The following is a 25760-nucleotide window of genomic DNA, read 5'->3' as shown; positions in this document are numbered from 1 at the left end:
TCAGTCGCCGGAGCCCTGTGGGGTGCCGCAGAGCTTGGTGCCGGGAGGATCGATCTCCTCCTTGTTCCAGATCTTGTACGGCGGTGGTCCGAGGCGGTTCTCGGCGTTGATGGGCTTCACCTTGATCAGGCTCAGGAACTTGTTGATCACGTCGACCACCGGCTGGAGGATGCTGTAGCCCAGCCCGTAGCGCGCCCACACGCCGAGCCCGACACCCCGGCACTCCACGAAGTGCGACCCCAGTGTGCCGACCGCGCCCAGGGCGGAACCCATGGTGGTGCCGTACGCGGTCGACACCTCGAAATAGACGCCGGCCTTGAACACGAAGGCGTTGAACCCGACGTCGAACTTGACACGGTGCTCCACGAGCAGACCCATCACGCCGACCGGCACGCCGTGCAGGGACTCGGTGATGCTCGACTTGCGCTTCACGTCCGTGACCATCGTGGGGCCCCACACGTTGTTGCGGTAGCCGTAGCCGAGCTTCCCGGCGAGGGAGAACTCGCCGGAACCCTTCATGGACCCGAGCTTCGCGCCGAACGCGGTCGTCACCTTCAGCGTCTGGCCGATGGTGAGGGTGAGCGGCACGCCGAGCACCGTGCCGATCGGGAAGGCCGCCTCGACCGGGATCGGCAGGACAGCCCGGATGTTCTGCCCGTTCTTGATCGCGGTATCGAACGACATCCGGATGCCGAAGCCGCCGGTGATCTCCAACTCGGCCCGCCGCAGCGTGCCGCCGCGGATGTCGAGGTGGAAGTCCGCGCTCGGGCTCTTGAAGGTGAGCGCCACCCGCCCGATCAGCCGGGTGCCGTCGCGGTCGTAGTGGTAGCTGACCTCGGCGCCGTCGCTGAAGCTGACCCCGGTGGAGAAGCTCGCGGCGACCGTCTGGACCTCCTGCGCCCGCGTCGGCGGCGGCTGCACCGGGCGGACGGGGGGCGCGGCCGGCGCCAGGCGGACGGGCGCACTCTTGCCGAACCGGCCCGTCGGCGACGGCGTGGCGGCCTCGGCCTCCTCGGTTTCGGCCCAGAGAGGTTCGCCAGCCTGATAGACGACCGGGTTGTCGAGCGTGATCCCCTTCTTCTCGAACGTGCCGTCGCGGATCACCTCGGTCAACGTGACCGGCCCGACCGTGACGAGCAGGTCGCCGCCGTCCCGGTCGAGGTGCAGCACCCGGCCGACGCCGCGGCCCGTGACGAACATGACCTTGCCGACGGCCAGGTCGTCGGCGTGCTTCGCCTTGCCGTCGAGGCGCCAGGTGAGCCCGTCGGCGGTGACCGAGCGGATCGAGCGGCCGCCGCCGCCGACCAGCACCACGTCGGGTTGGAACGTCACGTCCGGATGGGGCACCGGGGCCATTCCGTACCGCAACGCCGCCTCGCTGTACGGGTCCTCACCGCCCGGGTCGGCGGGGGACCCGCCCCGGCAGGCGGCCGTGGCGAGCAGCATCGCCACGATCAGGACGATCGACAGACACTTCCGCACCGGGACTCCTCGTTAGGTCCGCTTGGTCACCAGCCGGGCCGGTCCCGGGCACGGCTCGCGCTCCTCGACCGGGACGTCGCGAACGTCGACCGCCACGCCCCGGCGGGTGGACCGACCACAGGTCATGAGGTGACGCTAGGGCGCGAGCGCCGACGGGTAATCGGGGGTTTCCCTACGTTTTGGCGGCGGGGGCGCGCGGTCAGCCGTCGAGCCGCTGCCGGGCGAGGAACTTCGGTACGACCATCCGCCACGCCTCGGTCACCAACTCGACCATGTGATCGTGGTCCAGCCGTGCGGTGTGGCAGCACACCCAGTGGAAGCGCAGGTCGGAGGGGCGGGGCAGGAAGAACAGGTCCGGCTCGGCGGCGATCAGTCCGTCGCGCTCCTCCTTCGGGTAGCCGAAGCCCATCGTCGTCTCGTCGCGGCTGAACGCCACGTAGACGATCGCCCCGACGCGGAACTTCACCCGGTCGCGGATCAGGTGCTCGCTGCTGCGGGGCAGCGTGCGGGCCAGGGCGCGGACGTCGGCGACGGTCACCATGCCCGGACGGTACCGGGCGGGGCCGACATCCCCGGCGCTCCGGCGGCGGACGTACGCCCGCCGTCGGTCACGGCGCGGTGAGCGCGCTCGACCTCGCCGTGGCGCCATGGGTCGTCTCGGCGTCCCGGAGGGCCTGGGTGGTGACCCGAGCGGCCAGCGGGAGCGTGACGAGGACGAGCCCGACGGCCGCGGCGATGAAGGGGGCGCGGATTCCCAGGCCGCGTCCGAGCAACCCGCCCGCGAGGGCGCCGAGGGGGATGACACCCAGCACGACCAGGCGGTAGGCGGCGGTGACACGCCCGAGGAGTTCGTCGGGTACCGCCGCCTGACGCAGCGTGCTGACCACGATCTGGTTCAGCGAACTGGCGACGGCGGCGCAGAACATGCCGGCGAGGGCGAGGGGCGTGTGGTGACCCAGGCCGAGGATGGCGTAGCTGGCGGCCGGGACGAGGGCGGCGAGCCAGGTGGTCGGGCCGCCGCCGATGCGGGGTACGACGTGTTCGGCGAGCAGTGAGCCGACGATCGCACCGGCGGCGGGTACGGCGACGAACAGGCCGTAGCGGGACATGGGCACCTGGTAGGGACCGGTGGCCAGCAGGACGAGCACCCCGCCGGTGACCGAGCCGAAGAAGTTGATGGCCGCCGAGATGAACGCCACTCGGCGCAGCAGCTGGTGACGCCAGAAGTGGACCCACCCGACGCGGATGTCCTGGGTGAAGGAGGTCGGGGTCGAGCGGCGGCGCTGTGCCTCCTCGCCGGCGGGGCGCAGCGCGGGCAGCAGCAGGGCTGCCAGGCCGGCGAGGGCGAACGCGGCCGCGCCCGTGTAGAAGGCCGCCGACGCCGCCAACGCGAACAGCGCGGCCCCGGCGGGCGGGCCGACGAAGGTGTTGATGACGGACTGGGTCGCGAACAACCGACCGTTGGCGCGCTCGAGCCGCTCGCGGGGCAGGAGCCGGGGTGGGATGGCCAGGGCGGCGTTGTCGACCATCGTCTCGGCACAACCGGCCAGGAACACCGCGGCGTAGAGCAGTGCGACGTGACGCCACCCGGCGGTCAGAGCCAGGGCGAGCAGCGCGAACCCGGCCGCGCGCAGCCAGTTGCCGGCGGTGAGGATCCGACGCCGGTCCACCCGGTCGGCCAACGCGCCGGCGGGGAGGGTGGCGAGCAGCCAGGGCAGGAACTGCACCACCGTCATGCCCGCCACCAGGAGTGGGTCACGGGTCAGCGTGGCGACCAGCAGCGGAGCCGCGGCCTGCAGCAGCCCGTCAGCCAGGTTCGAGAACGCCTGGGACGCCCACAGTGCGGTGAACGAACGGCGTGGGGCGGCGGCAGGCACGGTCGGGCTCCTCACGCTTCCTCATGGGCGATTGGCCGATTGGGCATGAGCATGCCAGAATGATCACCTCACGTGCAAGGATGCTTTCAACCATGAGAGGAGCCGGCGGTGCGGTTCGGTCACATCGCGGGTGACCGCATGCTCGACCTGGTCAACACGGTCGACTGGCGCCTCGGCGGCCACGAACGCACGGAGAACCTGAAGTCCTTCGCCGACGTCGTCGACTGGTGCGTCGAGTCCGACCTGGTCAGCGGGGACGAGGCCGCGCTCCTGCGGGACCTCGCCGGCCGGGACGGCGCCCGGGCCGAACGGGAGCGGCACCGGGTCGTCGAGGCGCGCGAGAGGGTCTACGCGACCCTGTTCGAGGACGACCCCGAGGCCGCCGCCGCCCTCGCGGGCATGTACCGCTCGGCGATCGCGGCGGCCGACCTGGTCCACACGGGCGACCGCTGGCACTGGCGAGACCGGGAAACCGACCTCCGCCTGCCCCGCGACCGCATCGTCCGCGGGCTCGTGGCGCTCATCCAGCGCCCTGACCTCGACCGCCTCCATCAGTGCGAGGACGCCAGGTGCGGGTGGGTCTATCTCGACACGTCGCCGCGGCGGAACCGCCGCTGGTGTGACACGAAGGACTGCGGCGACCGCAACCGCGCCCGCGCCTACTACGCCCGACAGAAGGCGAAGATCCACCAACCCTGATCCACGTCGCGGGGCCCACCCACACGGGGAGCGACCGGCATCCCCGGTCGACGGCGCTAGCGCTCCCCCACCGGGCTGACGGCCGGCAGGCCGAGACCGGCGACGGCGGCCGCGACGAGCTCGTCCGCCGTCGACGCGACGTCGAGCACCAGCACCGACTCGTCCGGCTCCCCCGGCTCCAGCGTCGCCAGCTGTGATTCGAGCAGGCTCGCCGGCATGTAGTGCCCGACGCGACGGGCGAGCCGGTCCCGGATCACCTCCACCGACCCGTCGAGGTGCACGAAGTCCACCCCCGGCATTCCCTGGCGCAGCACGTCCCGGTACGACCGCCGCAGGGCCGAGCACGCCAGCACCGTCGAGCGGCCCTCCCGGCCGCGCGCGGCCATCCAGGTGGCGAGGTCGCGCAGCCACGGCCAGCGGGCGTCGTCGTCCAGGGGTACGCCGGCGCGCATCCGCGCCACGTTCTCGACCGGGTGGAACTCGTCTGCCTCGGCGAACAGCAGCCCGGTCAGCTCGCCGATGCCCCGCGCCACCGTGGTCTTGCCGGCCCCGGACACCCCCATCACCACGACGTGCCGGGTGCGGCCCACCCCGTCGGGGCGCCCCTCACCAGTCATGGACGGTGCCGTCCTTGAGGCGGTTGAACGGCAGGTACGCCGGCACGTACGGGAAGCGGGCAGCGGCCTCCTCGTCGAGTTCGACGCCGAGGCCGGGCCGGTCCCCGGGGTGCAGGTAGCCGTCGGTGAAGGTGAACGACTGCCGGAAGACCTCGTCGGTGAGCACGCCGTGCGGCATGTACTCCTGGATGCCGAAGTTGTGGATGGCCAGGTCGAGGTGGAGAGCGGCGGCCATGCCGACCGGCGAGATGTCGGTCGGGCCGTGGATGCCGGACTTGATCTGGTACTGCGCGGCGAAGTCGAGCAGCTTGCGCATCGCGGTGATCCCGCCGGTGTGGGTGACGGCGGACCGGACGTAGTCGATGAGCTGCTCGCGGATGAGGGTCTGGTAGTCCCACACCGTGTTGAAGACCTCGCCGATGGCCAGCGGCGTGACGGTGTGCTGGCGCACCAGTCGCAGCGCCTCCTGGTTCTCCGCGGGCGTGCAGTCCTCCAGCCAGAACAGGTCGTACGGTTCCAGATCCCGGCCGAGGCGCGCGGCCTGGATCGGCGTCATCCGGTGGTGCCCGTCGTGCAGCAGCGGCAGCTCCGGGCCGAACTCGTTGCGGACGGCCTCGAACACCCCGGGCAGGTGACGCAGGTAGGCGCGGGTGTCCCAGTCCTCCTCGGCCGGCAACGGGATGCGCTGGGCGGGCTCGTAGTCGTAGCGCCGGCCGTCGGCGCTGGGCTGGGCGGCGACGCCGTACACCGCGTTGATCCCGGGCACGGAGGTCTGCACGCGGATGGACCGATAGCCGAGGTCGAGGTGCCGGCGGATCGAGTCGAACAGCTCCGGCAGGTCCCGGCCGGACGCGTGGCCGTACGCCATGACGCCGGTGCGGGACGCGCCGCCCAGCAGTTGGTACAGCGGCATGCCGGCGGCCTTGGCCTTGATGTCCCAGAGGGCCACGTCGACGGCGGCGATGGCGGCCATCGTCACCGGGCCGCGCCGCCAGTACGCCGAGCGGTACAGGAACTGCCAGGTGTCCTCGATGCGGTGTGGGTCGCGCCCGACGAGCAGGGGCGCGACGTGGTCGCGCAGGTACGACGCGACGGACAGTTCGCGCCCGTTGAGGGTGCCGTCACCGAGCCCGGTGAGGCCCTCGTCCGTGGTGATTCTCAGGGTGACGAAGTTGCGGTCCGGGCTGGTGACGACGACGTCCGCTGCGACGATCTTCACGGTGTGCCTTTCTCGATGGACGGGGGCGGTCGGGGGTCACCACTCGGCGTAGGAGCCGTCGGGGTGCCGCCACGTGGGGCTGCGCCAGGCGTGTCCGCGCCGGTCGGCCGCGCGGACCGCCCGCTCGTCGATCTCGATGCCGAGGCCCGGCGCGGTGAGGCGCGCGACGTGTCCGTCGACGAAGGTCAGCGGTGTGCGGTCGAGGCAGTAGTCCAGCACCTCGGCGCCCAGGTTGTAGTGGATGCCGATGCTCTGCTCCTGGATCAGGTGGTTCGGGGTGGCGAAGCCGACCTGGAGACAGGCCGCGAGGGCCAGCGGGCCCAGCGGGCAGTGCGGGGCGAGCTGCACCTCGTAGACCTCGGCCAGCGTGGCGATCTTACGTACCTCGGTGATGCCACCGGCGTGGGAGAGGTCCGGCTGGGCCACCGCGATGCCCGCCTGGAGGACGGGCAGGAACTCCTGCCGGCTGTAGAGCCGCTCCCCCGTGGCCACCGGCGTGGTGGTGGACCGGACGAACTCGCCGACGAGGTGGGAGTTCTCCGGCACCACCGGCTCCTCCAGGAACAGCGGCCGGTACGGGTCGAGCAGCGGCGCCACCCGCCGGGCGTTGGCGAGGCTGAACCGGCCGTGGAAGTCGACCGCGACGTCCCGGTGCTCGCCGAGCACGTCGCGGGCGGCGGCGACCCGTCGCACCACCGCGTCCAGCTCGGCGACCGAGGCGATCGGGCCCATCCGTCCGGAGGCGTTCATCTTGACCGCGGTCAGCCCGGCGGCCACCTGCGCGGCGATGTGGTCGCGCACCTCGTTCGGCTCGTCCCCGCCGACCCAGCCGTAGACCCGGATCCGGTCCCGGACCGGCCCGCCCAGCAGCTGGTGCACCGGCGCCCCGTAGTGCTTGCCGGCGATGTCCCAGAGCGCCTGGTCCAGCCCGGACACCGCGCTGGCCAGGATCGGGCCGCCGCGGTAGAAGGCGCCCTTGGTCAACACCTGCCAGTGGTCCTCGATGCGCAGCGCGTCCCGGCCCACGAGCAGCTCGGCGAGCTGCTCGACGGCGGTGCGGACGGTCTCCGAGCGCCCCTCGCAGGTGGCCTCGCCCCAGCCGACGACGCCGTCGGCGGTCTCGACCCGGACGAAGAGCCAGCGCGGGGCGACGAGGAAGGTCTCGACGCGGGTGATCGTCGTCATGCCGTCCCGTCAGCCCTTGGTCGCGCCGGCGGTGAGCCCGGAGACGACGTACTTCTGCACGAACAGCGCGATCAGCATGATCGGCAGGGTCACCACGGTGGCCGCGGCCATGAGACCGCCCCAGTCGATGCTGGCGTAACCGACGAAGTCGAAGATCGCGACGGGCAGGGTCTTGGTGTCGGCGCCGGAGAGCACGAGGGCGAACATGAAGTTGTTCCAGGAGAAGATGAAGGAGAGGATGCCGGCCGTCGCGACGCCCGGCACGGCCAGGGGCAGGGTGATCCGGCGGAACGCGCCGATGTGGGTGAGGCCGTCGACCAGGGCGGCCTCCTCGAGTTCGAGGGGCATGCCGTCGAAGAAGCCCATCATGATGTAGACGACCAGCGGCAGCGACACGAACATGTGGCTGAGGATCAGGACGGTGAAGCCGCCGACCATCCGCACGTTGGAGAACACGTAGTACCAGGGCACCAGCAGGGAGACGCCGGGGATGACCCGGGCCATCAGCACGACGAGCGCCGACTTGCGCATGTTGAACCGGCTCATCGAGTAGGCCGCCGGCACCCCGAGGATCAGCGACAGCACGGTGGCCGCGAACGCCACCCACAGGCTGTTGCCGATGAACTGCACGTAGTTGGCCTGCCGCAGGACGGTCACGTAGTTGTCCAGGGTGGGCGAGAACAGGAGTGCCTTGCCGGTGTCGTAGATGTCGACGTTGGTCTTGAACGACGCGGCGATCATCCACAGCAGCGGGGCGAGCAGCGCGACCACCACGACGGCGAGCGCCACCACCCGGAACACCCGGTACGGCGTGCGGGGTCTCATCGCCGCGCCTCCTTCCGGCGGTATGTCAGGGCCCACATGGACCCGATGATGATGAGGAAGAAGAGGATGAGGACGGTCGACGAGACGCCGTACTCGTTGTAGTCGAAGCTCAGGCCGTACGCGTACACGTTGAGCGTCTCCACCTCGTGGAACGACCCGCCGCCGCGGCCCTTCGTCGCGTACAGGATGTCGAAGGTCTTCAGCGCGTCGATGCCGCGCAGCAGGATCGCGACCACCACGGTGGGCATCAGCAGCGGCAGGGTGACGTGCCAGAACCGCTGCCAACTGCTGGCGCCGTCGATCCGCGCCGCCTCCTGCGGCTCGTCGGAGAGCGAGGTCAGGCCGGCGAGCAGGATCAGCACCACCATCGGGGTCCACTGCCAGATGTCGATGAAGATCGTCGTCGGCAGCGCCGAGTGCTGACCGGCCAGCCACGGCTGCGGTCCGATGCCGATCCAGCCGAGGACCTGGTTGGCCAGGCCGATGTTCGGGTCGAAGATCAGCCGCCACATCATGCCGACGGCGACCGGGGTGGCGACCAGCGGCAGGAGGATGGCGACGCGGACCCACCGCTGGCCGCGGAACGGTCGCCACAGCAGCAGCGCGACGGCCATCCCCAGGACGACCTCGAAGAGCAGGGCGACCCCGGTGAACGCGACCGTCCGGCCGACCGCCGGCCAGAAGCGGTCGGTGTCGGAGAGCACGTCGAGGTAGTTGCGGGCGCCCACGAACTCGGACTCGGCCCGGACCGAGCCCTCGGCGTCGGTGAGGCTGAGGTACAGCGTCCAGGCCAGGGGCACGACGATCAGGGCGGCGACGAACACCATGGCGGGGGCGGCGAAGAGCCACTTGCGGTGGTGGTTGGCCCAGCGTGCCCAGGCGGGCGTCTCGGGCGTGGGTGCGACGCTCCGGGGCGCCGCCGTGGGGGTGGTGACGGTAGCCATCGGGTCTCCGGGGGTGGGCGGACGCCGGGTGGCGGGGCGTACCCCGCCACCCGGACACGGCTTACCTGGCCTCGTCGTCCAGGAACTTCTGGAACGCCGCGTTGGCGGTGTCCGCCGCGGCGGCCGCGTCCTTGCCGGTGATCGCGTCGACGATCGGCTGGCCGACGATCTCCCGCGCCTCGGCCACCTTCACGACCAGGGGACGGTCGTGACCGACGCCGTTCTGGGTGCTGGCGGCGATCGCCTCGGCCAGGTCCTTCGGGTAGGTCGCGGTGCCGGCCGGGTCGGCCCAGACGGACGTACGCGCGCCCGGCACGCCGGACTTCTGCTGCGCCAGGGTCTGCTGCTTGCCGGTCGCCCACTCGACGAACTTCCAGGCGTTGGTCTGGTTCTCGGAGTTGGCGTTGATGCCCAGCGCCCACGACGGGATGTTGTAGGGCTTGGAGCCGGCGGGTCCGGCCGGGAAGGGCGCGAACCCGACGGTCTCGGAGACCTTGGACTTGGCCGGGTCGGTGGCGTTCTTGTAGAGCGAGTTGGCCTCGGTGTAAAAGGCGGCCTTGCCCTGGGTGAAGATCGCCATCGCCTCGGGCCAGCTCATGTCGGTGCTGACGTTGGCCGGGCCGTGGTCCTTGATCAGGCCGCCGTAGAAGGCGTACGCCTGCTTGGCCGCGGCGCTGTTGACGGCGGCCTTGCCGCTCGTGTCGACGAAGTCGCCACCGAAGCTGTAGAGGAAGCTGGAGAACTGGGTGACCGCCGGCGACTTGCCGGTGCGGGCCACGAAGCCGGCGACGCCGGGGGTGCTGGCCTGCACCGCGGCGGTCGCCGTCTTGAGCTCGTCGAGGGTCTTCGGCGGCGCGGTCAGTCCGGCCTTGGCCAGCAGGTCCTTGCGGTAGTACAGGACCTCCTGCTCGGTGATGATCGGCACGCCCATCGGCTTGCCCTCGTAGGTGGTGGCCTCCACCGGCCCGGCCTGGAAGTCGGCGAAGTCCCAGTCCGCGGCGGACTTCACCTTGTCCGACAGGTCGGCGAGGTACTTGTTGCGGGCGAACAGCTTCCCCTCCTGGAGGGGCCGGTACATCATCACGTCGAGGTCGCTGGAGCCGGCGTTGAGCTTGACGTTGTACTGGTCGGAGAGTTGGTCCTCGCCGAGCTGGGTGACCTCGACCTTGAGCCCGCTCTGCTTCTCGAACTCCGGCAGGGCCGCCTTGATGTTCTCCGTCCACACGTGGTTGGCCAGGGTGACCCGGACGGTGGTGGAGGCGCCGCTGTCCTCGCCGCCCCCGCCGCAGCCGGCGAGACCCATGGCGGCTACCACGGCCAGGGAAGTACCGATCATCGATCGACGTCGCACGTCGTCCCTCCTTCTGTCGTGGTCGCCGCCCACGGGGGAAGGGCGCCACCGGTGTTTTAACATCCGCTTAACGTCGGGATGTTAAATACATAGATCTGATTTATTCAAGGCTTCGACGGCAACTGATACGATCCATGCCGTGGATGGGTCCTCCTCGGTGGTCGTTCCCGGCCAGACCACTGTGGTCGAGACCGGACTGCACGCACGCGTCCTCGATCACCTGGGCACCGCCATCTGCGGCGGGGAGTTCCGGGCGGGCGCGGTGCTCAACATCGACGACCTCGTCGACCGCTACGCGGTGTCCCGATCGGTCGTCCGCGAGGTGCTGCGGGTCCTCGCCGCCATGGGGCTCATCGAGACCCGCCGCCGGGTCGGCGTTCTCATCCGACAGGCGAACGACTGGAACGTGTTCGACCCGCAGGTGATCCGGTGGCGGCTCGCCTCGTCCGCCCGGATGGCGCAGCTGCGGTCGATCACCGAGCTACGGACCGCCGTCGAGCCGCACGCGGCGTGGCTGGCCGCGGAGCGCGTCGGCCACGACGACGCGAGCGATCTCGTCGGTCTGGCCGCGAAGATGTGGGCGGCCGGCAAGGCCGGCGACGAGGCGCGCTTCCTGCACCTCGACATCGAGTTCCATCGCCGGGTGCTTCTCGCCTCCGGCAACGAGATGTTCGTCAAGCTCCAAGAGTTGGTGGCCGAGGTGCTGACCGGCCGCCACCACTACCATCTGATGCCGCACCACCCGCACGAGCAGGCCCTCCGGCTGCACGCCGACGTCGCCCAGGCGATCCAACGCCGCGACGGTGAGCGCGCCCGGGCCGCCATGGTGCAGATCATGGAGCAGGCGTTCGACGAGATGAAGCAGCTCTGGGAGCGGTCCGGCGAGCCGGAGCGCTCCTAGGGTCTGTTTCAGTGCGGCATGCGCAGCCCGGCGGCGAAGGCGCCCCGCTGGTCGAGGTGACCGGCGATGCGCCGGATGATCGCGGCGTACTGGGCCCGCCGCCAGGTGGGCAGCGCCGGGTCGACCGAGGCGGTGGTGAGGTCGACCACCCGGGCCAGCGGCCGGTACTCCATCCAGGTCGGCAGCACCGTCACGTCGGTGACCCGCCAGCGGCCGTCGTCGGCGCGGGTGAAGGTGAACTGCGGGACGACCGCGTCCTGGGTCTTCTCCGGCGAGCCGTCGGCGAACCGGGTCGTCAGGTTGCCCATGCCGTACGCGACCCACTTGCCCGCCACCTTGTCGAACGGCTGCACCACGTGCACGTGGTGCCCGACGATCAGGTCGACGTCGGGTGAGGAGAGCAGCCGCTCGGCGACGTCGACCTGGTCCGCGTCCGGCTCGTGCTGGTACTCCGTGCCCCAGTGCAGCGACACGATGACGATCTCCGCGCCGGCCGCGCGGGCGCGCCGGGCCTCGGCCAGGATGGCGTCCGTGTCGATCATGTTGGCCGCCCACGGCCGCCCCGCCGGCAGCGGGATGCCGTTGAAGCTCGACGTGTACGACAGGTGCCCGACCTTCACCCCCTTGACGTCCAGCACGCTGGGGCGGCGGGCCTCCGCGGCGCTGCGGGCCGTGCCGGTGTGCCGCAGGCCCACCCGGTCCAGGTTGTCCAGGGTGCGGGCGATGCCCTCGACCCCGGTGTCCAGCGAGTGGTTGGACGCGGTGGAGCAGGTGTCGAAGCCCGCCCAGGCGGCGGCGTCCGCCAGCTCCGGCGGCACGCTGAAGTTCGGCCAGCCGGCGAAGGGGCCGTTCTTCTCGGCCAGCGGCGTCTCCATGTGACAGATGGCCAGGTCGGCGGCGCTCACCCGCGGGCGGACCGCCGCGAGCACCTGCGTGAAGTCGTGACCGGAGCGTCCCGCCCGGCGGGCGTCGGCGGCGGCCTGCTCGCTCAGCGCCGGGTGGACGAGCAGGTCACCGGCCGCGACCACGGTGAGCGTCTTCGGCCGGGCGGGGCTGGTCGCCGGGGCCGAGGGCGTGGACGACGGCCGGATCGACTCCGACACCGGCTCCGACCCCTGGCAGCCGGCCGACAGCATGACGACCGCCAGCGCCACCGCAGCGGACAATCTCCTCATAACGGGACATGATGCCGGTCCGTCCGGCCGGCGCGGCCGGAATGCGGAAAGTCCCCGCCCACCACCGTCAGGACCGTCCGCGGCGCCGGCCGGTGGCCGCGGCCCGGCGCGTGGGGCGCCGGATCACGGCGATCCGGTCACCGGTGGCCCGGACCGTCGTCCGGCCGTCGGAACGGCGGCGGACCGTCAGGTCGACGGTGCGATCGCCGACCCGCACGCCCTCCAGCGCCAGGTCGGGAAGCCACTCGGGCAGGTGCGGGTCGACGAGGAGCGTCCGCAACGAGGCGACGGGACGCAGCGCCAGCAGCGCGTGGACCAGGGCAACCACCGCGCTGGCCGACCACGCCTGCGGCGAACAGGAGTTCGGGTAGATGCCGGGGTGCGGGTGCTCGGCGTCGCGGGGCAGACCGCCGAGAGCCTCGGGGAGCCGGTGCTCGGCGAAGAGCGCCGCGGCCGCGAACATCCCCTCGGCCAGCCGGTGCAGGTGCTCCCAACACCCGTAGCGGGCCAGGCCGAGGCCGATCGTGCCCGCCTCCACCGGCCAGACGCTGCCCCGGTGATAGCTGAAGGGGTTGTACGCCGGGTGCGCGGCCGACAGCGTCCGCACGCCCCACCCGCTGAACATGTCGGGCGCGAGAAGCCGGTCGGCGACCGACCGCGCGTGCCGAGGCGGCACGATCCCGGTGGCCAACAGGTGACCGTCGTTCGAGTTGACCGACCGCACCGGTCGCCCGTCCGGGCCCAGCGCCATTGCGTAGCAGCCCAGTTCCGGCAGCCAGTACGCGTCGTGGAACCGCCGGGCCAGCCGGGCCGCACGGGTGTGGAGGCGGGCGGCCACGCCCGGGTGCCCGGTCGCGGCGAAGACGCCGGCCGCGTGCCGCAGGGCCGCGTACCAGTAGCCCTGCAACTCGCTGGAGGCGATCGGGTTCGCCACCACCTGCCCGTACTCGTCGACGATGGCGGTGTCCGAGTCCTTCCACCCCTGGTTCTTCAGCCCCGCCCGGGAGCGGCGGTGGTACTCGAGGAAGCCGTCGCCGTCCAGGTCGGCGTACCGGTCGAGCCAGTCGAGCACCCGACGTGCGGTCGGCAACAGCTCGCGCAGCAGGTCCCGGTCGCCGGTCCAGGCGTAGTACTGGCCGAGGAACACCAGGAAGTCCGGGCCGGTGGACCAGTCGCCGTAGTAGGCGCGGAACGGATCGATCCCGAGGACCGACAGCGGCCCCTGGCGGGCCTCGTGCAGCGGTTTGCCCGGCTCCTCGTCGTGCCAGTCGTCGACGCGCCGGCCGACGTGCTCGGCGATGAGCCGCAGGCTGTCGGCGAGCGGCGTCGGACCGGCGAGCAGCGCCTGCCAGGACGCGGTCATCGTGTCGCGGCCGAAGATCTCCTGGTAGAGGGGGAGGCCCGCCATCGGTGCCGCCGGGCCCGCCGGTTCACCGAGCGGCAGCACGGCCAGGTCGTCCACGGCGCACCGCCACGCCGCCGTCACGTCGACGTTGCTGCTGCTCAGCCGGGCGAACTCGCCGGCCAGCCGCGCCCGGGCGGCCGCCGCACGGCTGTCGGCGCCGTCGGCCCGGGCGGCGGTGTCACGGTCGGCGAAGGTGGCCGGCGGGGCCGGCAGCCGCTCCCCGTCGAAGACCGGTTCGACGAGGATCTCCACCTGACCGCGTCCGCCGGGTGCCAGCCGGAGGTCACAGTCGACCGCACCGGCCGCGTACCGCACCGGCACGTCCGTCACCAAGCGGACGGCGACGGCTCGGTTCAGGTCGTTCCGCAGGTACGTGAGGCGCAGCTCCCGCCGGTCGGCGTCCCAGACGGTGCCCACCTCGCCGTGCTGCACCCGGTGCCCCGTCTCCGCCTCGGCGGTGTCGGCGAAGTCCGCGGTGAGGCCGATCCCCAGTCGCAGGGTCAGCGGCGCGTCGGCGTAGCTGGTGACGGTGAGGCGGGTGCGCAGCCCCGCGCCGACGAACCGTTCGACGGTCAGGTACGCCGCGCGGGAGGACAGCGGCTCGCCGTCGCCGAGTTCGGCGTACGAGACCTGCGCGTGCCCCTGGACGGTCGCGGTGCTGAACGGGACCGGCTCCCGCCCGTCGATCGTGAGCCGCTCGGCCCGCAGCACCCGGGTGTTGCGGGCGTAGAAGCCCTGCGGGTCGGCACCGGTGATCCGGCCCCGGACGTCGGTGACCAGGGCGCTCCAGCCGCTGGCGAGGTAGAGCAGGTCGGGACGGACCCGTACACCGCGGACCGTGGGCATCAGCGGCGACACCGGCGCGCCGGGACCACCGGGTGCCCGCCCGCTGCTGCGTACGCCCGCATCCGGCCCCCTCGGCGCGGCCCGCTCCCTCGCCCGCCGCGCTGGCACACGACGGACCCGACGGGCGCAGTTACCCGGCGGCACGGCCGATACACGTCGGGGACGGGCACCGAACCGGCCGCGGGTCGGCGCCGGCCCGGGACGGCGGACGCCCGGGACGGCGGAGGCCTGGGCACGGGGCCGCCGGTTTCCGGAAATCCGGGCGGAGGCGGGCGGCGCGGACGCAGAGTGAGGAGGTGACGGAACGGCCCGCGGACCCCGGGGCGGCGCGGGGCCGGGGCCTGCGGTCGTGGCTGCTGGAGGACCTGAACCCGGAGAACCAGGCCGGGCCGGGAGCGAGCCCGAAGCTGCCGCACCGACGGTCCTGGTGGCGGGTGATGTGCCTGACCGGCCTGGACTACTTCTCCACGCTCGGCTACCAACCGGGCATCGCCGCCCTCGCCGCCGGCCTGGTCGCGCCCGTCGCCACGGTCGTGCTGGTGGCCCTCACGCTGTTCGGCGCGCTTCCGGTCTACCGACGGGTCGCCCGGGAGAGCCCGCACGGCCAGGGATCCATCGCGATGCTGGAGCGGATCCTGCCGCGGTGGAGCGGGAAGCTGCTCGTCCTGGCGCTGCTCGGGTTCGCGGCCACCGACTTCATCATCACGATCACCCTGTCGGCCGCCGACGCCGCCGCGCACATGCTGGAGAACCCGTACCTGTCCGCGCCGCTGCACGGCCACCAGGTCACCGTGACCCTGGTCCTGATCGGCACCCTCGGCGCGGTGTTCCTCAAGGGCTTCCGGGAGGCCATCGGGATCGCGGTGATCCTCGTCGGGGTCTACCTCACCCTCAATCTGGTCGTGATCCTGGTGGCCCTGCAACAGCTCCTGTCCCACCCGCACGTGGTCGCCGACTGGCGGACCCAGTTGTTCACCCAGCATCCCGACCCCCTCGGCATCGCCGTGGTCGCGCTGCTCGTCTTTCCCCGCCTCGCCCTCGGCCTGTCCGGCTTCGAGACCGGCGTCGCGGTGATGCCCCTGATCAAGGGGCGGCCCACCGACACCGAGGACCGCCCCTTGGGACGCATCCAGGGCGCCCGGCGGCTGCTGACCACGGCCGCGGTCATCATGAGCCTGTTCCTGATCACCAGCAGCATCACCACGACGCTGCTCATCCCCGCCGAGGAGTTCCAGCCCGGCGGCTCCGCCAACGGGCGGGCCCTGGCCTTCCTCGCCCACGCCCACCTGGGTGAGGTGTTCGGCAGCGTCTACGACGTCAGCACGGTGCTGATCCTGTGGTTCGCCGGTGCGTCCGCCATGGCCGGGCTGCTCAACCTGATCCCCCGCTACCTGCCCCGCTACGGCATGGCACCGAACTGGACCCGCGCCGTGCGCCCGCTGGTGCTCGTCCTCACCGGCGTCTCGTTCCTGGTCACGATCGTCTTCCGGGCCAGCGTCGACGCGCAGGGCGGCGCGTACGCCACCGGCGTCCTGGTGCTGATCACCTCGGCCGCGCTGGCGGTCACCCTCGCCGCCCACCGGCAACGGCAACGGCTGCCCCGACTGATGTTCGGCGTGATCACCCTCGTGCTCGTCTACACGACGATCGACAACATCATCGAGCGGCCGGACGGCGTCAAGATCGCCTCGCTGTTCATCGTGGCGATCATCGGGACCTCCCTGCTGTCCCGGGTCCTGCGCAGCACCGAGCTACGGGTGACCGGCGTCCGTACGGACGAGGTCGCCGACCGGTTCCTGGCCGAGGCCGCCGCCCGGGGCGACATCAACATCATCGCCAACGAGCCGCACGAGCGCGACGAGAAGGAGTACCGGATCAAGGAGGCCGAGGAGCGCGCGCACAACCGGATCCCGCGGACCGAGCCGGTGCTGTTCCTGGAGGTGACCGTGGCCGACCCGTCCGAGTTCGAGTCCCCGCTCACCGTCGCCGGCGAGGAGCGCTTCGGCCACCGGATCCTGCGCGTGCAGGGCACCAGCGTCCCCAACGCCATCGCGGCGACGCTCCTGCACATCCGGGACGTCACCGGGCGACGGCCGCATGTCTACTTCGACTGGACCGAGGGCAATCCCGTGGTCGCCCTGCTGCGGTACTTCCTCCTCGGCGAGGGCGAGGTGGCCCCGGTGACCCGGGAGGTGTTGCGCCACGCCGAGCCGGACCCGGGGCGACGCCCCCGCGTGCACGTAGCCTGACCCACCGGACAGGACACCCCTTCCCGTAGCGTGATCACGGGACTACCGTGGGCATGGCGCTCGGGCCAGCGGACGGGGGTGTCCCGGTGGAGGAGTTCGACTACGTCGTGGTCGGTGCCGGCTCGGCCGGATGCGTCCTGGCCAACCGGTTGACCGAGGACCCGGGCACCCGGGTGCTCCTGGTCGAGGCCGGCGGTTGGGACCGCAGCCCCTTCGTCCGAATCCCCAAGGGCTTCAGCCGCCTGATGGACGACCGGCGCACCGCCTGGCACTATCCCGCCGAGGCCGGGCCCGGGCAGCGGGAGACCTGGCAGCGTGGGCGCCTGGTCGGCGGCTCCAGCTCGATCAACGGCATGATCTACGCCCGCGGCGACCGGGTCGACTACGACGGCCTGGAACGGCTCGGCAACCCCGGCTGGGATTGGGGCACCATGCTGCCGATCTTCAAACGGTTGGAGGACAACCCGCTCGGCGCCTCCGAGGTGCGCGGCACGGACGGGCCGCTGCGGCTGTCGACGACCACCGGCACCGACGAGCTGTGCGAGGAGACGATCGCGGCCGGCGTCGAGCTGGGCTGGCGCCGCGCCGACGACCTCAACGCCGCCGACGACGAACGCATCGGCTACGTCATGGCGACGATCCGCGACGGCCGGCGGTCCAGCGCCGCCGACGCGTTCCTGCACCCGGTGCGCGATCGGCCCAACCTGACCGTCGCGGTCGACACCGTGGTGCTCCGCGTGGTCGTGGAGGACGGCCGGGCCGTCGGGGTGCGCGCCCGCCGCGACGGTCGGACGGTCGACTACCGCGCCGCCGCCGAGGTCGTCCTCGCCGCCGGGGCCATCGCCACGCCACAACTGCTCCAGGTCTCCGGCATCGGCCCGGCCGACACCCTGCGCGAGGCCGGCGTGACGGTGCTGGTCGACCGACCTCGGGTGGGCACCGGCCTGCGCGAGCACCGGCCGATGGTGGCGCAGTTCCGGCTCGCCGCCCGGGGCGGCTACAACCCGCTGCTCGCCAGCCCGCTCGGGCAGGGCCGCGCCGCACTGCGCTACCTGTTCACCCGGCGGGGCCCGCTCGCGCTGCCGGTGCACGACGTCGGGGCGTTCTTCCGGTCCGGTCCCGACGTCGACCACCCCGACGCGCAGTTGCTGATGGCGCCGTTCTCGGCCGCGCCCCGCCGGGAGGGTCAGGCGTTGGAACTGGAGCGTGCGCCGGGGTTGATGGGTCTCGTCACGGTGACCCGACCGGACAGCGAGGGCAGCCTCGCCATCACATCGGCCGACCCGGAGACGCCACCTCGGATCGTCGCCAACTACTTCGGCACCGAGCACGACCGTCGTGTCGCGGTCGCCGCGTTCCGGCGGATGCGGGAGCTGTTCGCCACCGGGCCCATCGCCAAGCGGATCTCCGCGGAGACCCTTCCCGGCCCGGCGGTGCAGGACGACGAGGAGATCGTCCGGGCGGCGGTGGAGCACGGCTACTGCGGCTACCACGCGGTGGGCACCTGCGCGATGGGACCCGACGACGAGTCGGTGGTCGACCCCCAGCTGCGTGTGCGGGGCGTGGACGGCCTGCGGGTCGCCGACGCGTCCGTGCTGCCGGTGCTGGTCTCGGGCTACCTCAACGCGCCGGTGATGGCTCTCGCCTGGCGCGCCGCCGACCTGATCCGTGCCGCCTGAGCCGACGACTGTCGCCGGCCGGACAGCCGCGCCGACGTGGGGTCGATGGACGCCCTCCACCGGGCACGCGACCATGGACGACGAGGCTGATCGATGCGCCGCCCTGGGGTGGCGCCGTCATTCCACGAGGGAGCCCGTCATGCGTCCGACATCCGCCACCAGACGACTGCACCGCCTGCTGCTCGTGCCCGTTCTCGTTCTCGCCACCACCGCGCTCGCCCCGGCGACGGCCGGCGCGGCGTCCCCCGACGACGCCCGGACGACGACGGCACCGCCCGCGATGGCCGCCGGCTGGACGCCGGTCCCCGGTCAGGCGCAGGCCCGGTCCCGCCCCGGCACCGCCGTCTACGGCGGCGACCTGTGGGTGTTCGCCCGCGGTCCCGCCGGCAGCGTGCGAACGAACCGGTACACGCTGACCACCGACGAGTGGTCCGGCTGGTCCACGGTGCCCGGCGCGGCCGGCGCGACGTCCGCGCCGGTGGCCGCGGTCTACGGCGGCGACCTGCGGCTCTTCGTCCGGGGCAGCGGCGGCACGATCCGGTTCGCCCACTACAGTCTGGCCACCGGTGAGTGGTCCGACTGGTCCGCCCTGCCCGGTTCGGCGGGTACCGCGTCCGCGCCGGCGCTGTCGGTGTACGGCGGCGACCTGTGGGTGTTCGCCCGCAACGCCGCCGGTCACCTGCGGGCCAACCGGTACACGCTGACCACCGACGAGTGGTCCGGCTGGTTCCGCGTGCCCGGTGCGGCCGGTGCGGTGTCCGCTCCCGCGACCGCCGTCTACGGCGGCGACCTGTGGCTCTTCGTCCGGGGCGCGAAGGGCGCCGTCCGGACCGCCCGCTACACGCTGGTCGACGACCAGTGGTCGGCCTGGTCCACGGTGCCGGGCCAGGCCGGCGCCACCTCCGCGCCCGCGACCGCCGTCTACGGCGGTGACCTGCACGTGGTCGTGCGCGGCGCGGGCGGCACCCTGCGGGTCACCCGGTACACGTTGACCACCGGCGACTGGTCGGGCTGGTCGGAGGTGGCCGGCGGGCCGGGCGTGTCGGCTCCGGCCACCGCCACCTACGGCGGGGTGCTGCGGCTGTTCGTCCGGGGCGGGCAGGGGCGCGTCCACGAGTACCCGCTCGGCTGACGGCCGCCCGGGTACCCCGCGGACCCGCGGTCGCGGCTCCCCCACCGTCGGGAGCGTGGCCGCGGGTCCGTTCGCGGAGCCGGGTCGGTCAGGGCCGCGGCGGCACCGCCACGAGGACCACGTGCAGGTTGCGGGGGCCGTGCACGCCCTCGACGCGGTCGAGCTCGATGTCGCTGGTGGCCGACGGGCCGCTGATCCAGGTCAGCGGGCGACGGGGGTCGAGGCGGGCGATCGCGTCCGGGACGGCGGCCACGACCTGGTCGGTGCGCAGCACGCAGACGTGCACGTCGGGCAGGAGCGTGATGACCCGGCGGCCCTGGTCGGGAGAGGCGTCGAGGACGATGGTGCCGGTCTCGGCGACGGCGACGGCCGCGCCGGTGACCACGCCGTCGAGCACGGCGAGCCGCTCCGGGCCGAGCCCGTCGTCGGTGACCGCGTCGACGGTGTCGGGCAGCCACCGGCCGGGCAGCCCGGGGGGCACGACGATCCGCCGGCCGCCGAGGACGCCGTCCACCACCCGCGCGACCTCGGCGTCGTCGCAGCGGTGCACGGTGGCGCGGTAGTCGACGAGTCGGTCGACGAGCAGGTCGACGTCGGCGGCGAGGGAGCCGGCGGGACGGTAGTCGCGTGGCGGCTCGGCGGGGCCGGCCGGGGCGGGGCCGCGGGCGGCGCGGAGGCGGGCGAGGACGACCTCGCGGGCTGAGGTCACCGGTTGGCCCACCAGTCGCGGAAGCTCTGCTGCGGTGGTTCGGGCAGGTCACGGCCGAGGGTCCAGCCGGACAGCGGCGGGGGCAGGCCCCGACCGCGACGGCCTGCGAGCCGGGTCAGCCGCGCCGCGCGCTGCGCGGCCGCGTACAGGACGGGACGGTCCATGGTGTACGCCGCGGCGGCCATGACGGTCGCCTCGGCCCGCGGGTGGGGCGCCTCGGCGCGCAGGTGCACCAGCAACTCCGGGATGTTGATCTTCACCGGGCAGGCGTCGTAGCAGGCGCCGCAGAGCGACGACGCGTACGGCAGAGAGGCGTTGTCGGCCACGCCGGTGAGCTGCGGCGACAGCACCGCCCCGATCGGCCCCGGGTACACCGACCCGTACGCGTGCCCGCCGACGCGCTCGTAGACGGGACAGACGTTGAGGCAGGCCGAGCAGCGGATGCAGTGCAGCGCCTGCCGGCCCACCTCGTCGGCGAGCACCGCGCTACGCCCGTTGTCCAGCAGCACCAGGTGGAAGTTCTGTGGCCCGTCACCCGGGGTGACACCCGTCCACATCGAGGTGTAGGGGTTCATCCGCTCCCCCGTCGCGGCCCGGGGCAGCAGTTGCAGGAACACCTCCAGGTCGCGCCAGGTCGGCACCACCTTCTCCACACCCATCACGGTGATCAGCGTCTCGGGCAGGGTCAGACACATCCGCCCGTTGCCCTCCGACTCGACCACCGCGACGGTGCCGGTCTCGGCGATGGCGATGTTCGCCCCGGACACGGCGACGCGGGTGGTCAGGAACGTCTGCCGCAGGTAGCGGCGCGCGGCGGCGGCCAGGGCCGCGGGCTCGTCGGTCAGCCCGGGGTCCACCCCGGGCATGGTTCGCAGGAAGATCTCCCGGATCTCCGCCCGGTTGCGGTGGATCGCCGGCACCAGGATGTGACTGGGCCGGTCCTCGCCCAACTGCACGATCAGCTCGGCCAGGTCGGTCTCCACGGCGGTGATCCCGGCGCCCGCCAGCGCCTCGTTGAGGCCGATCTCCTGGGTCGCCATCGACTTGACCTTGATCACCCGGTCGCTGCCGGTCGCGGCGACCAGGTCGGTCACGATGCGGTTGGCCTCCACCGCGTCCGCGGCCCAGTGCACGGTGCCGCCGGCCGCGGCGACCGCCGTCTCCAACCGCTCCAGCAGCTCCGGCAGGCGGGCCATCACGTCGGCCTTGATCGCCGACCCCGCCGCCCGCAACTGCTCCCAGTCGGGCAGCTCGGCGATCACCGCCCCCGACTTGCCCCGGATCGTGGTGGTCGCGTGGCGGAGGTTGCGGCGCAGTTGCGGGTCGGCCAGGCCACGCCGGGCGGCGGCCGGGAACGGCTCGTCGCCGCGCAGGTGGCCGACGCCGGGGGGCGCGGTCGCCGGCATGCCGAGGAAGGTCCGCGTCACGGCCGCACCGCCGTACGCCGCCCCACGTCCACGGTCTCGCTGCCCTCCGTCGCCGCCAGGATCTCGGCGAGGTGGACCGTGCGTACGCCGGCGCGCAGCCGGCTCAGCCCACCGCCGATGTGCATCAGGCAGGACGAGTCACCGGCGGCGCACACGTCCGCGCCGGTGGCGAGCACGTGCCGGAGCTTGTCGGCCAGCATCGCCGTCGACGTGTCCGCGTTCTTCACCGCGAAGGTGCCACCGAACCCGCAGCACTGCTCCGCCTGCGGCAGCTCCACCAGCTCCAGGCCCCGGACCGCCCGCAGCAACCGCAACGGCTTCTCCCCCACCCGCAACATCCGCAGGGAGTGGCACGTCGGGTGGTACGTCACCCGGTGCGGATAGTAGGCGCCGACGTCGGTCACCCCCAGCACGTCGACCAGGAACTCCGACAGCTCGAAGGTCCGTCGCGCCACCTCTTCCGCCCGCGCGGCCAACCGCTCGTCGCCCGCCCGGCGGGCCACCGACGCGTGCTGGTGACGCACCGACCCCACGCAGGAGCCCGACGGCGCCACCACCACGTCGTACGGCGCGAACGTCCGCACGTGCCGGCGGACCAGCGGCAGCGCCTCCGCCGGATAGCCGGTGTTCACGTGCATCTGACCGCAGCAGGTCTGCGCCTCGGGAAACACCACCGTGTGGCCCAGTCGCTCCAGCAGCCGGACCGTCGCCACGGCCGCCGTGGGGAACATCGTGTCGGCCAGGCACGTCACGAACAGCGCGACCCGCATGGTCACCCGCCCATCCGATGCTCGACGGCCGCGAGGCACGCCTCCGATGTTTGCGCCTGAGGTTACAAAGGACCTTCACGAGAAACAAGACGTCGCCCCGCCGGCCCGATAGTCATGCCGCCTGGCACCTACCTGAGCAGCAACATCACTGGCGCAGCACCAGCGGCGCATCCTCCCGGCGCGGATCGTGGCCTTGTGGACCGCCAGGCGCCCTGATAGACATCGGACGTATTGCTGAGGCGTTGCGAGATGGCGACTGGGGGCGACAGGTGAGGCTGCTGCGGGTGGGCGCACCGGGGCGGGAGGCCCCGGCGCTGCTGGACGACGGTGGGCGGCTACGCGACCTCCGCGGGGTCGTCGACGACATCGACGGCGCGTTCCTGGCCGCCGACGGCCTGGCCCGGCTGGCCGCGGTGGCGGTGGACGACCTGCCGGTGCTCGACCGCACCGACCTGCGGGTCGGCCCACCCGTGCGCCCCGGCAAGATCGTCTGTATCGGCCTGAACTACCGGGACCACGCCGCCGAGACCGGCGCCCCGCTGCCGTCCGAGCCGGTGGTCTTCCTGAAGGCGCCCGACACGGTGGTCGGCCCCGACGACACCGTGCTGGTGCCCCGCGGCAGCACCAAGACGGACTGGGAGGTCGAGCTCGCCGTCGTCATCGGACGTCCCGCCCGCTACCTGACCAGCGCCGAGGAGGCGCTGGCATGCGTCGCCGGCTACGCCGTGGCCAACGACGTGTCGGAGCGGGAGTTCCAGTTGGAACGCGGTGGCCAGTGGGACAAGGGCAAGTCCTGCGAGACCTTCAACCCGTTCGGGCCGTGGCTGGTCAGCGCCGACGAGATCCCGGACCCGCAGAATCTCGGGCTGCGGCTGTGGGTCAACGGCAGGCTGCGCCAGGACGGCTCGACGAAGGACATGGTCTTCCCGGTGGCCGAGATCGTCCGTTACCTGAGCTGGTTCATGGTGCTGCACCCGGGCGACGTCATCAACACCGGCACCCCGGCCGGGGTCGCCCTCGGCCAGCCGGACCCGAAGCCGTACCTGACCGCCGGCGACGTCATCGAGCTGGAGATCGACGGCCTCGGCCGCCAGCGCCAGGTGGTGGGGCAGGCATGATCTTCACCGACCTCGCCATCGCCGACCTCCGCTTCCCGACCTCGCTGTCCCTCGACGGCTCCGACGCGATGAACCCCGACCCGGACTACTCGGCCGCGTACGTGGTGATCCGCACCGACGCCGAGGACGGCCACGAGGGGCACGGCTTCGCCTTCACCATCGGCCGCGGCAACGACGTGCAGGCCGCGGCGATCGCGTCGCTGCGGCCGTACGTGGTGGGCCGCCCGGTGGCCGCGGTCCTCGCCGACCTCGGTGGCCTCTGGCGCGACCTCGTCCACGACTCCCAGCTGCGCTGGCTCGGCCCGGAGAAGGGCGTCATGCACATGGCGATCGCCGCGGTCGTCAACGCCCTGTGGGACCTGCGCGCCAAGCGCGAGGGGCTGCCGCTGTGGCAACTGCTGAGCCGGTTGAGCCCGGAGGAGCTGGTCGACCTGGTCGACTTCCGCTACCTCAGCGACGCGCTGACCCGCGAGGACGCCCTGGACATCCTCCGCGCCGCGCGACCGGGCCGTGCCGGGCGGGAGGAACACCTGTTGCGGGAGGGTTTCCCCGCCTACACGACCTCCCCCGGCTGGCTCGGCTACGACGACGACAAGCTGCGCCGGCTCTGCAAGGAGGCGGTCGCCGACGGCTTCGGCCAGATCAAGCTGAAGGTCGGCGCCGACCTGGCCGACGACGTACGGCGGATGACCATCGCCCGGCAGATCTGCGGGCCGGACTACCGCATCGCCGTCGACGCCAACCAGCGCTGGGACGTGCCGACCGCGATCAGCTGGATGCGGGAGCTGGCGGCGTTCGACCCGTACTGGGTGGAGGAGCCGACCAGCCCGGACGACGTGGTCGGCCACGCGACGATCGCCCGGGAGCTGGCGCCGATCCGCGTCGCCACCGGCGAGCACATCGCCAACCGGGTGGTGTTCAAGCAGCTGCTCCAGCTCGACGCGGTCTCGTACGTCCAGATCGACGCGACCCGCGTCGCCGGGGTGAACGAGAACCTCGCCATCCTGCTGCTGGCGGCGAAGTTCGGCGTCCCGGTGTGCCCGCACGCCGGCGGGGTGGGCCTGTGCGAGCTGGTCCAGCACCTGTCGATGTTCGACTACGTGGCGGTCGCCGGCGACATGCGCGACCGGGTCATCGAGTACGTGGACCACCTGCACGAGCACTTCGTCGATCCGGTGGTCATCCGCCGGGGCCGCTACGTCGCGCCGACCGCGCCCGGCTTCAGCGCGACCATCCACCCCCGGACGCTGAGCGAGTACGCGTACCCCGACGGCCCGGTCTGGTCGAGCACGGCGTCGAAGCAGGTCGCCCACGCGCCGCAGCCCCGGCGGGCGAAGGAGGGGACGAATCATGGCTGAGTTCAGTGGACTGGCGGCGGTGGTGACCGGCGGGGCGTCGGGCATCGGCCTGGCTACCGCGACCCTGCTCGCCAGCCGTGGTGCGCGGGTCGCCTGCCTGGACCTGGACCCGGAGGGCGTACCCGAGCCGCTGCTCGGGCTGGCCGCCGACGTCACCGACGACGCCGCCGTCCGCGCGGCCGTCGCCGCGGCCGCGGAGGCGCTGGGCGGCATCGACATCCTGGTCAACAACGCCGGGGTCGGGGCGGCCGGAACGGTGGAGGACAACTCGGACGAGGAGTGGCACCGGGTGTTCGACGTCAACGTGGTCGGCGTCGTCCGGGTCACCCGGGCCGCGCTTCCCCACCTGCGCGCGTCGGCCCATGCCGCGATCGTCAACACCTGCTCGGTCGCGGCGACGGCCGGCCTGCCGCAGCGTGCGCTGTACAGCGCGACCAAGGGTGCCGTCGCGGCGCTCACCCGGGCGATGGCCGCGGACCACCTGAGCGAGGGCGTCCGGGTCAACTGCGTGAACCCCGGCACGGCGGACACCCCCTGGGTGCGGCGACTGCTCGACGCCGCCGAGGATCCGGCGGCGGAGCTGGCCGCGCTGCGGGCCCGCCAGCCCGCCGGGCGGCTGGTGACCGCCGACGAGGTGGCCGCCGCGATCGCGTACCTGGCGAGCCCTCTGGCGGGCGCGACCACCGGGAGCGTGCTGGCCGTCGACGGGGGGATGCAGGGCCTGCGGCTGCGTCCATCCCCGCCATCGGCCTGAACATCCGATGTAACGCGGCTTCCTTATCTGACCTGTCC

22 protein-coding genes are annotated in these 25760 nt (G+C 72.6%); 8 read left to right on the top strand and 14 right to left on the bottom strand.

The features are described 5' to 3' along the window. From GA0070620_RS04385 to GA0070620_RS04375, 3 genes are all read right to left on the bottom strand, one after another. On the bottom strand, window positions 1-1482 hold the full coding sequence (locus tag GA0070620_RS04385; protein ID WP_231922226.1) for an LPS-assembly lipoprotein LptE: 1482 nt from the start codon (window positions 1480-1482) through the stop codon (window positions 1-3). Between the two features lie 199 nt (window positions 1483-1681). After that, window positions 1682-2023, bottom strand: coding sequence for an MmcQ/YjbR family DNA-binding protein (locus GA0070620_RS04380; RefSeq protein WP_091588669.1), 342 nt, complete (start codon window positions 2021-2023; stop codon window positions 1682-1684). A 67-nt stretch (window positions 2024-2090) separates the two neighbouring features. Continuing rightward, window positions 2091-3359, bottom strand: a complete 1269-nt coding sequence (locus GA0070620_RS04375) for an MFS transporter (RefSeq protein WP_091588668.1) — start codon at window positions 3357-3359, stop codon at window positions 2091-2093. Window positions 3360-3467: 108 nt separating this feature from the next. On the opposite strand from GA0070620_RS04375, the gene GA0070620_RS04370 reads away from it, so the two are divergent. After that, entirely contained in the window at window positions 3468-4058 is a 591-nt protein-coding gene (locus tag GA0070620_RS04370) for a CGNR zinc finger domain-containing protein (protein WP_231922225.1), read from the top strand. Window positions 4059-4114: 56 nt separating this feature from the next. Here the strand turns inward: GA0070620_RS04370 and GA0070620_RS04365 are convergent, their stop codons facing one another. The 6 genes from GA0070620_RS04365 to GA0070620_RS04340 form a co-directional block, all read right to left on the bottom strand. Continuing rightward, window positions 4115-4675, bottom strand: coding sequence for a gluconokinase (locus GA0070620_RS04365; RefSeq protein WP_197677545.1), 561 nt, complete (start codon window positions 4673-4675; stop codon window positions 4115-4117). Further along, the gene (gene manD / locus GA0070620_RS04360) at window positions 4665-5894 is read right to left on the bottom strand and encodes a D-mannonate dehydratase ManD (protein ID WP_091588667.1); all 1230 of its coding nucleotides are present in this window, start codon (window positions 5892-5894) and stop codon (window positions 4665-4667) included. Before manD ends, GA0070620_RS04365 begins: the two co-directional genes overlap by 11 nt. Window positions 5895-5930: 36 nt before the next feature. Beyond that, a complete protein-coding gene (dgoD, locus tag GA0070620_RS04355; RefSeq protein WP_091588666.1) occupies window positions 5931-7079 on the bottom strand; it encodes a galactonate dehydratase in 1149 nt (382 codons plus the stop codon). Between the two features lie 9 nt (window positions 7080-7088). Continuing rightward, complete coding sequence (locus tag GA0070620_RS04350) at window positions 7089-7904, bottom strand: carbohydrate ABC transporter permease (protein WP_091588665.1); 816 nt, start codon at window positions 7902-7904, stop codon at window positions 7089-7091. Next, the gene (locus tag GA0070620_RS04345; RefSeq protein WP_197677544.1) at window positions 7901-8848 is read right to left on the bottom strand and encodes a carbohydrate ABC transporter permease; all 948 of its coding nucleotides are present in this window, start codon (window positions 8846-8848) and stop codon (window positions 7901-7903) included. The genes GA0070620_RS04350 and GA0070620_RS04345 overlap by 4 nt, the downstream gene beginning before the upstream one ends. Window positions 8849-8909: 61 nt before the next feature. Further along, window positions 8910-10184, bottom strand: a complete 1275-nt coding sequence (locus GA0070620_RS04340; protein WP_231922224.1) for an ABC transporter substrate-binding protein — start codon at window positions 10182-10184, stop codon at window positions 8910-8912. Window positions 10185-10338: 154 nt separating this feature from the next. Here GA0070620_RS04340 and GA0070620_RS04335 point away from each other — a divergent pair, with 154 nt between their 5' ends. Next, window positions 10339-11100 (top strand): FadR/GntR family transcriptional regulator, encoded by a 762-nt coding sequence (locus tag GA0070620_RS04335; protein WP_231922223.1) that lies wholly within the window; start codon window positions 10339-10341, stop codon window positions 11098-11100. Between the two features lie 8 nt (window positions 11101-11108). Here the strand turns inward: GA0070620_RS04335 and GA0070620_RS04330 are convergent, their stop codons facing one another. Both GA0070620_RS04330 and GA0070620_RS04325 read right to left on the bottom strand, forming a co-directional pair. Continuing rightward, window positions 11109-12275, bottom strand: coding sequence for a CapA family protein (locus GA0070620_RS04330; RefSeq protein WP_231922222.1), 1167 nt, complete (start codon window positions 12273-12275; stop codon window positions 11109-11111). A 67-nt stretch (window positions 12276-12342) separates the two neighbouring features. Next, window positions 12343-14526 (bottom strand): amylo-alpha-1,6-glucosidase, encoded by a 2184-nt coding sequence (locus GA0070620_RS04325; protein WP_157741531.1) that lies wholly within the window; start codon window positions 14524-14526, stop codon window positions 12343-12345. 296 nt (window positions 14527-14822) lie between these two features. Between GA0070620_RS04325 and GA0070620_RS04320 the strand changes: the two genes are divergently transcribed. From GA0070620_RS04320 to GA0070620_RS04310, 3 genes are all read left to right on the top strand, one after another. Beyond that, on the top strand, window positions 14823-16775 hold the full coding sequence (locus GA0070620_RS04320; RefSeq protein ID WP_091588661.1) for an APC family permease: 1953 nt from the start codon (window positions 14823-14825) through the stop codon (window positions 16773-16775). A gap of 86 nt (window positions 16776-16861) precedes the next feature. Then, complete coding sequence (locus tag GA0070620_RS04315; protein WP_091588660.1) at window positions 16862-18454, top strand: GMC family oxidoreductase; 1593 nt, start codon at window positions 16862-16864, stop codon at window positions 18452-18454. A 139-nt stretch (window positions 18455-18593) separates the two neighbouring features. Next, the gene (locus GA0070620_RS04310) at window positions 18594-19586 is read left to right on the top strand and encodes a hypothetical protein (protein ID WP_091588659.1); all 993 of its coding nucleotides are present in this window, start codon (window positions 18594-18596) and stop codon (window positions 19584-19586) included. 88 nt (window positions 19587-19674) lie between these two features. On the opposite strand, the gene GA0070620_RS04305 is transcribed toward GA0070620_RS04310, so the two are convergent. The 3 genes from GA0070620_RS04305 to GA0070620_RS04295 are packed head-to-tail and all read right to left on the bottom strand — an operon-like array spanning window position 19675 to window position 22492. Beyond that, on the bottom strand, window positions 19675-20295 hold the full coding sequence (locus tag GA0070620_RS04305) for a LutC/YkgG family protein (protein WP_091588658.1): 621 nt from the start codon (window positions 20293-20295) through the stop codon (window positions 19675-19677). Next, complete coding sequence (locus GA0070620_RS04300; RefSeq protein WP_091598001.1) at window positions 20292-21701, bottom strand: lactate utilization protein B; 1410 nt, start codon at window positions 21699-21701, stop codon at window positions 20292-20294. The genes GA0070620_RS04305 and GA0070620_RS04300 overlap by 4 nt, the downstream gene beginning before the upstream one ends. A 17-nt stretch (window positions 21702-21718) precedes the next feature. Next, on the bottom strand, window positions 21719-22492 hold the full coding sequence (locus GA0070620_RS04295) for a (Fe-S)-binding protein (RefSeq protein ID WP_091597998.1): 774 nt from the start codon (window positions 22490-22492) through the stop codon (window positions 21719-21721). Window positions 22493-22761: 269 nt separating this feature from the next. On the opposite strand from GA0070620_RS04295, the gene GA0070620_RS04290 reads away from it, so the two are divergent. From GA0070620_RS04290 to GA0070620_RS04280, 3 genes are read left to right on the top strand one after another with little or no spacing between them, the layout of a single operon-like run. Next, window positions 22762-23610: a fumarylacetoacetate hydrolase family protein gene (locus tag GA0070620_RS04290; protein WP_091588657.1), complete on the top strand. Its 849-nt coding sequence runs from the start codon at window positions 22762-22764 to the stop codon at window positions 23608-23610. Next, entirely contained in the window at window positions 23607-24968 is a 1362-nt protein-coding gene (locus tag GA0070620_RS04285) for an L-fuconate dehydratase (RefSeq protein ID WP_091588656.1), read from the top strand. Before GA0070620_RS04290 ends, GA0070620_RS04285 begins: the two co-directional genes overlap by 4 nt. Then, a complete protein-coding gene (locus tag GA0070620_RS04280) occupies window positions 24961-25722 on the top strand; it encodes an SDR family NAD(P)-dependent oxidoreductase (protein WP_091588655.1) in 762 nt (253 codons plus the stop codon). Before GA0070620_RS04285 ends, GA0070620_RS04280 begins: the two co-directional genes overlap by 8 nt. Window positions 25723-25760: the final 38 nt, after the last annotated feature.

This window comes from Micromonospora krabiensis (genome assembly GCF_900091425.1).
Taxonomy (GTDB): domain Bacteria; phylum Actinomycetota; class Actinomycetes; order Mycobacteriales; family Micromonosporaceae; genus Micromonospora; species Micromonospora krabiensis.
This window is presented reverse-complemented; position numbering and strand designations above follow the sequence as displayed.

What these genes read in the sequence shown, in the direction of transcription:
- GA0070620_RS04300 (WP_091598001.1), bottom strand. Translation starts at nt 21,701, where the DNA reads ATGCCGGCGACCGCGCCCCCCGGCGTCGGCCACCTGCGCGGCGACGAG.
- GA0070620_RS04345 (WP_197677544.1), bottom strand. Translation starts at nt 8,848, where the DNA reads ATGGCTACCGTCACCACCCCCACGGCGGCGCCCCGGAGCGTCGCACCC.
- GA0070620_RS04365 (WP_197677545.1), bottom strand. Translation starts at nt 4,675, where the DNA reads ATGACTGGTGAGGGGCGCCCCGACGGGGTGGGCCGCACCCGGCACGTC.
- GA0070620_RS04330 (WP_231922222.1), bottom strand. Translation starts at nt 12,275, where the DNA reads ATGAGGAGATTGTCCGCTGCGGTGGCGCTGGCGGTCGTCATGCTGTCG.
- GA0070620_RS04380 (WP_091588669.1), bottom strand. Translation starts at nt 2,023, where the DNA reads ATGGTGACCGTCGCCGACGTCCGCGCCCTGGCCCGCACGCTGCCCCGC.
- GA0070620_RS04295 (WP_091597998.1), bottom strand. Translation starts at nt 22,492, where the DNA reads ATGCGGGTCGCGCTGTTCGTGACGTGCCTGGCCGACACGATGTTCCCC.
- GA0070620_RS04325 (WP_157741531.1), bottom strand. Translation starts at nt 14,526, where the DNA reads ATGCCCACGGTCCGCGGTGTACGGGTCCGTCCCGACCTGCTCTACCTC.
- GA0070620_RS04350 (WP_091588665.1), bottom strand. Translation starts at nt 7,904, where the DNA reads ATGAGACCCCGCACGCCGTACCGGGTGTTCCGGGTGGTGGCGCTCGCC.
- dgoD (WP_091588666.1), bottom strand. Translation starts at nt 7,079, where the DNA reads ATGACGACGATCACCCGCGTCGAGACCTTCCTCGTCGCCCCGCGCTGG.
- GA0070620_RS04340 (WP_231922224.1), bottom strand. Translation starts at nt 10,184, where the DNA reads ATGATCGGTACTTCCCTGGCCGTGGTAGCCGCCATGGGTCTCGCCGGC.
- GA0070620_RS04285 (WP_091588656.1), top strand. Translation starts at nt 23,607, where the DNA reads ATGATCTTCACCGACCTCGCCATCGCCGACCTCCGCTTCCCGACCTCG.
- GA0070620_RS04310 (WP_091588659.1), top strand. Translation starts at nt 18,594, where the DNA reads ATGCGTCCGACATCCGCCACCAGACGACTGCACCGCCTGCTGCTCGTG.
- GA0070620_RS04280 (WP_091588655.1), top strand. Translation starts at nt 24,961, where the DNA reads ATGGCTGAGTTCAGTGGACTGGCGGCGGTGGTGACCGGCGGGGCGTCG.